Below are 4,096 nucleotides of genomic sequence, written 5' to 3' on the forward strand. Positions count from 1 at the left end.
GTCCAGATAGACAAGGGGCTCCTTCTGGATGGTCTCTACGTGATCTTTCACGCCCCGTCCGACCTGCACCGGATTCGTCCGGGGCACACTGTCCTCCGCATATCTGTTGCATTTCCCAAACCCGTAGTTGAGAAGGGCCACCGCATCTTTCGTCCGCTCCTTACTGGTCCTGGCCGCCATGATCACCCCGATCAGCTCCATCCCTTCCTTCTCGGCTGTAGCAGAGATACAGAAGCCCCCCTTGCTGGTGGAACCGGTCTTTAATCCTGTGGCGTACTCGTAGTGGCGCACCAGCTTGTTGGTGTTGGAAAGCCCAAAGGTGGAAGTCCCCTTCCTGGTGGTGTGGGTAATGTCCTCCATCCAGATCATGCAGTAATCCCGGACCTGGGGATAGGAAGTGATCAGTTCCCGGGACATAAGGGCGATATCCCTTGCCGTAGTCAGATGTCCCTCTGCGTCAAGGCCGTTGCAGTTGACGAAGGTGGTGTTCTCCATCCCAAGCTCTTTCGCCCGCTGATTCATTTCTTCCACAAATGCCTCTTCGCTGCCCCGGACCTTCTCCGCCATGGCCACACAGGCGTCATTGGCGCTGGCCACGGCGATGCACTTGATCAGAGTGTCCACCGTCTGTACCTCCCCCGGTTCCAGGAACACCTGGGATCCACCCATGGAGGCCGCATACTCAGAGGTGGTCACCTCGTCCTCCAGATGGATCTTACCCTCTTCCAGGGCGTCGAAGATCAGGAGCAGGGTCATCACTTTGGTCACGCTGGCAGGAGGAAGTGGATCATCCGGATTTTTCTCATAGATCACCTGCCCGGTGGAAGCTTCCATCAATAAGGCGGACGGCGCAGATAACTGAAGTTCCGCGCCGTCCGCCTTCTCTTTTGTCTCTTTGGTCTCTTCTTCCTGCAGTAGGAGTTGCCCAAGATCTGCCGCCTGCACCGGCTGCGCCCACAGCTGGGCCAAAAGGAGCAGTCCAGGCAGCAGAGCCAGAATTCGTTTCATCCGCAACGCTCCATATACCATGGTTACTACTAGTGTAATACCTGCCGCCGGAAAATATGCCCCTTTTCTACTGGATCTCCAGCACCTTGTAGTCCTGATCCTCCACCGTCTTCTTCAGCACTTCATCGGCGACCTCACCGCTTAAGGTCACAACAGCGGTCCCTGCCTCGTGGCTTACCACCGCCTCCTCTACTTCAGGCAGAGCTTCCAGGCATTTCTTCACTCTTGCCTCGCAGTGTCCGCACATCATTCCCTCGATCTTCATGGTTTTCTTCATTTTTTCTTCCTCCTTTTCTTCTGACAGATCTATGGATCTGATCTTTTTGTCTTTTTTTCCGTCATGCATATCAAACCAGTTCAGCCGCAGCGCGTTGGTCACCACGCAGAAGCTGGACAGGCTCATTGCCGCCGCCCCGAACATGGGGTTTAACTTCAGTCCCAGCAGCGGGAACCACACACCTGCCGCCAGGGGAATCCCGATCACGTTGTAGAAAAAGGCCCAGAACAGGTTCTCATGGATATTGCGCAGCGTAGCCCGGCTTAACCGGATGGCCGCGGGCACGTCGCTTAAGCGGCTCTTCATCAGCACCACGTCCGCTGCGTCGATGGCGATATCGGTGCCTGCGCCGATGGCGATCCCCATATCGGCTCTGATAAGGGCCGGGGCATCGTTGATCCCGTCTCCCACCATGGCCACCTTGCCCTGCTTCTTCAGCCTGCGGATCACACTCTCCTTGCCTTCCGGGAGCACACCGGCGATCACCTCGTCCACTCCCGCCTGACGGCCGATGGCCCGGGCTGTGCGCTCATTGTCTCCGGTGAGCATGACCACCCGGATCCCCATATTCTGCAGCTCTTTCACTGCCCGGGGGCTGTCCTCCTTGATCACGTCCGCCACGGCGATGATCCCTGCAAGACGTCCGTTCCTGGCAAAAAACAGAGGGGTCTTTCCTTCCTCCGCCAGCCCTTGTGCCTTCCTTTGAAGGTCTGCAGGGACTTCTGCATGCTCCCGGATAAACTTCAGGTTTCCGCCTATAAGCCGGTCTTCTCCCAGCCGTCCGGACAGGCCGTTTCCGGCCACCGCCTGGAAATCAGCAATCTCAGGCCCACCGGCAAGTCCTGCTTCTTCTGCCCTCTGGATCACCGCCCGGGCCAGGGGATGCTCGCTTTTCTTCTCCAGATGCCAGGCCAGGGTCAGAAGCTCTTCTTCCGTCACCCCTTCCGCCGGAAGGAGATCGGTAACCCTGGGCTCTCCGCTGGTGATGGTCCCGGTCTTATCCAGCGCCACGATCTCCATCTTCCCGGTCTCTTCCAGAGAGACCGCCGTCTTAAAGAGGATCCCGTTTTTGGCCCCCATCCCGTTGCCCACCATAATGGCCACCGGAGTGGCAAGTCCCAGGGCACAGGGACAGCTGATCACCAGCACGGAAATCCCTCTGGCAAGGGCGAAGCCTGCCGTCTGTCCCGCCATAAGCCAGATCAGGATGGTAACTGCGGCGATCCCGATCACCGCCGGCACAAACACGCCGGATACCCGGTCCGCCACCTTGGCGATAGGCGCCTTGGTGGCCGCCGCGTCGCTGACCATCTGGATGATCCGGGACAGGGTGGTATCCTCGCCCACCCGGGAAGCCTGGCACTTCAGGAACCCGGACTGATTCAGGGTGGCTGCGGACACCGGGTCTCCCGCTTCCTTATCCACCGGGATACTCTCTCCTGTCAGGGCCGACTCATTGACCGCGCTGATCCCGTCCAGCACCACTCCGTCCACCGGGATATTCTCTCCCGGCCGGACCAGGAAGATATCTCCTTTGCGCACCTGATCCACCGATACCTGGATCTCTTTTCCCTCCCGCACAAGGGTGGCCGTCTTGGGAGCCAGCTTCATCAGACTCTTCAGAGCGTCGGTAGTCCGTCCCTTGGAACGGGCCTCCAGCATCTTGCCCACCGTGATCAGGGTCAGGATCATGGCCGCCGACTCAAAGTAGAACTCATGCATGTAGGACATCACTGCTTCCAGATCTCCCCGCATCTGGGCGTCCGTCATGACGAAGAGGGCAAAAAGACTGTACCCGTAGGAAGCTCCTGCTCCCAGGGCCACCAGGGTATCCATATTGGGGGCCCTGTGCCACAGGCTCTTAAATCCACTGATGAAAAACTTCTGATTGATGACCATCACTACAGTGGTCAAAAGAAGCTGGATCAGCCCCAGGGCCACATGGTTCTCTGCCAGCGCCTCCGGCAGGGGCCAGTTCCACATGGTATGCCCCATGGATACGTACATCATGGGGATCAGAAAACAAAGGGACGCGATAAGCCGCCGCCGAAGCACCGGAGTCTCCTTGTCCTTTAACATCTTCTCCTGCGCGGAAACGCTCATAGTCTGACTGTTCTGCCCGGTCCCCTTTTCCGAGGCGCCGTACCCTGCCGCCTCCACCGCTGCGATAACGGCTTCCGGCGACGCAGTTCCCTCCACGCCCATGGAATTGGTCAGAAGGCTGACGGAGCAGGACTCCACTCCTTCCACCTGGGAGACCGCTTTCTCCACCCGGGCGCTGCAGGCGGCGCAGCTCATCCCGGTTACCTGATATTGTTTCATAACACCGCACCTTCCTTTTTATTTCATCAATTTCTGCAATACGGTTACTAACTCGTCGATGGTCTCTTCCTTCCCCTCCCGGATATCCTCCGCCACACAGCTTCGGATATGACTGGCAAGAAGGACTTTGGTAAAGCTGTTGAGGGCCGCGTTGGCAGCGGACACCTGGATCAGGATCTCCGGGCAGTAGGCGTCGTTCTCCACCATCTTCTTGATGCCCCGGATCTGTCCCTCCACCCGGTTCAGCCGGTGGATCAGGTCCTTATATTCCTGCTCTCCCCGCTCTTTCGTCCGGTGACAGCATTCCTGGATCTCTTTTCTCTCTTCCATGTTCCTCACCTCATTTCACCGATGATTATATACCCTTATGGGGTATCTGTCAACTGCATTTTGAGAACTATTCTCTTTTTACCCCATAAAAAATGTCTGCCCCTAAGGACAGACATTCTTATCTTTTCCTGATATCCTTTCCGCTCACTGCATCACGAT

Annotated in this window: 3 protein-coding genes; all 3 read right to left on the reverse strand. The window is 57.5% G+C overall.

Annotated elements, in window-relative coordinates; translation table 11 throughout:
- A partial coding sequence (locus ACML7B_RS02470; protein ID WP_418539204.1) for a D-alanyl-D-alanine carboxypeptidase family protein occupies positions 1-1,008 on the reverse strand: 1,008 nt, incomplete at its 3' end.
- Positions 1,009-1,075: 67 nt separating this feature from the next.
- Positions 1,076-3,607, reverse strand: a complete 2,532-nt coding sequence (locus ACML7B_RS02475) for a heavy metal translocating P-type ATPase (protein WP_418539205.1) — start codon at positions 3,605-3,607, stop codon at positions 1,076-1,078.
- Positions 3,608-3,625: 18 nt separating this feature from the next.
- Positions 3,626-3,937, reverse strand: coding sequence for a metal-sensing transcriptional repressor (locus ACML7B_RS02480; protein WP_418539206.1), 312 nt, complete (start codon positions 3,935-3,937; stop codon positions 3,626-3,628).
- Between the last annotated feature and the right edge of the window lie 159 nt (positions 3,938-4,096).

Origin of the sequence: Massilistercora timonensis, assembly GCF_048354975.1 — a bacterium.
In the GTDB taxonomy this organism is placed as follows: Bacteria; Bacillota; Clostridia; order Lachnospirales; family Lachnospiraceae; genus Massilistercora; species Massilistercora timonensis.